We start from the raw sequence: 2,011 nt of genomic DNA on the forward strand, positions 1-2,011 counted from the left end.
CTAAAAAGATTACTCGATTCAATACCTAAACAGAGCGATCCTGAGATCGTAACGGGCGAAGCTTGGCTGCCTGAACGTTTACTTGAAGCCAATCTCGACGACGACATGATGTTTTTATCCTTCGACACAGCACCTGAAGAGATTCAAGGTGAAGAGGAAGGGAGAGGGTTTGTCGAACACGAAGTCGAGATGATCCGTACCCGATTTGAGCAGATCATCGATGAGCAATCAGACACGAAAACCAAAGCCGATGCCATGCTTGCACTATTTTTGATGGGCCACGAGCTCTCTAGCTCAGAGATCATCGAGATTCTCGAAGACCCAGAAATCCAAGCACCACCAAACGAGTAGTGAATGAATAACACCTTACCTTTTCTTCTTGCAGGGCCGATACTGCGTAAAGTCACCCAAAGTGAGCTTACTTTCTGGCTCGTCACCAGTCAGCGATTGACTGGCCGATTCGAACTCAAGTTAGAACCCGAACAAGGTGTTATCTTTCAAAGCAACTTAGACAAATGCCACCAGCTAAAAGTTGGCGAGCGCTGTTATATCACCCTGGCTCATTTTAAGGGTGAATTTCCAGCCAACGTGGCATTGAGTTATGAGTTTCACACCCAACACGGCGCGTTAAGCTCACTCTATCCTGAGCTTCGCTATGACAACGAAGAAAGCCTAACCTTTAAGATTTCAACCAAAGCCGACTACATCCTGCACGGCTCATGTCGCAACCCACACCACCCTAGCAAAGATGCACTGGTGCAAACCGACGCAAAAGTAGCGACTCAATCACTACAAGATCGCCCAGACCTATTGATAATGAGTGGCGATCAAATCTATGCAGACCATGTAGCAGGTCCGACACTCGATGCGATTTTACAAACCATCGACTTGCTCGGCCTATACGATGAGAAGTTCGACCAAGATGCACCTATCGAATCAGGCCAAGCCTTGTATACGCACCCGCACTGCTTTTATGGTCGAGATAAACTGCTACCGCACTACGTCGACGATGGCACCCTGCTCACCAAACTGTTTCCGCATCGCAACACGCCTATTTTCAGTTCTCGCGAGTGTGAGAATCATTTAGTCACCTTTGCTGAGTTCTTGGCTATGTATCTGTTGGTTTGGTCTCCGACACTTTGGCCATGTTTGAATCATAACCGCTTAGCAGAGAACAACTTTAGCCATAGCGGCAGTACCCTGTCTCCTCAATTTCAACAGCAATGGCGAGATGAGAAAGCGATCATCGAGGAGTTCATCCAAGGACTACCTAAAGTTCAAAGGCTATTTGCCCATATTCCCACCTACATGATTTTTGATGATCACGACGTTACTGATGACTGGAATCTCACCGTTGGTTGGGAAAAAGCAGCCTACAGCAATCTGTTTTCAAAACGCATCATTGGCAATGGGTTAATTACTTATTGGCTCTGTCAGGGCTGGGGCAACGAGCCAGACAACTTCAACGCCGAGTTCTTATCGGTTGTTAATCAGTTTATCAGCGACCCTGAAAGCGCTCACCACGATGATTTTATTAACTATCTGTACGCTTTTGAGCGCTGGCATTACACTATTCATAGTTCGCCGAAAGTAGTGGTGCTTGACACCCGGACGCGACGTTGGCGCTCTGAATCGCGTATGAACAAACCCTCGGGCCTGATGGATTGGGAGGCGTTGGTCGAGTTTCAACAAGAGTTGATGCATCAAGATAAGGTGGTGATTGTCTCCGCAGCACCTATGTTTGGGGTGAAGTTTATCGAAGCACTGCAAAGAGGCGCGACTATGCTAGGTCAGCCACTCCTGATCGATGCCGAAAACTGGATGGCTCACCCTGGTAGTGCCAATACCTTGCTGAGCATATTTACCCACACTAAAACACCGACCAACTTTGTGATTCTTTCAGGAGATGTTCACTACTCGTTTGCTTACGACATTAAACTGAGATTTCGCCGCAGTAGTCCGAACATTTTCCAAATCACTTGCAGCGGGTTTAAGAACCAATTCCCAGAGC

2 protein-coding genes are annotated in these 2,011 nt (G+C 47.3%); both read left to right on the forward strand.

Annotated features, from left to right (window positions below):
* Positions 1–351 (forward strand): hypothetical protein (locus tag QTO00_RS18860; RefSeq protein WP_331426127.1); only part of this gene is annotated, 351 nt, incomplete at its 5' end.
* 3 nt (positions 352–354) lie between these two features.
* Positions 355–2,011 (forward strand): alkaline phosphatase D family protein (locus QTO00_RS18865; protein WP_331426128.1); only part of this gene is annotated, 1,657 nt, incomplete at its 3' end.

The organism is Vibrio sp. M260118 (assembly GCF_036533755.1).
Taxonomy (GTDB): domain Bacteria; phylum Pseudomonadota; class Gammaproteobacteria; order Enterobacterales; family Vibrionaceae; genus Vibrio.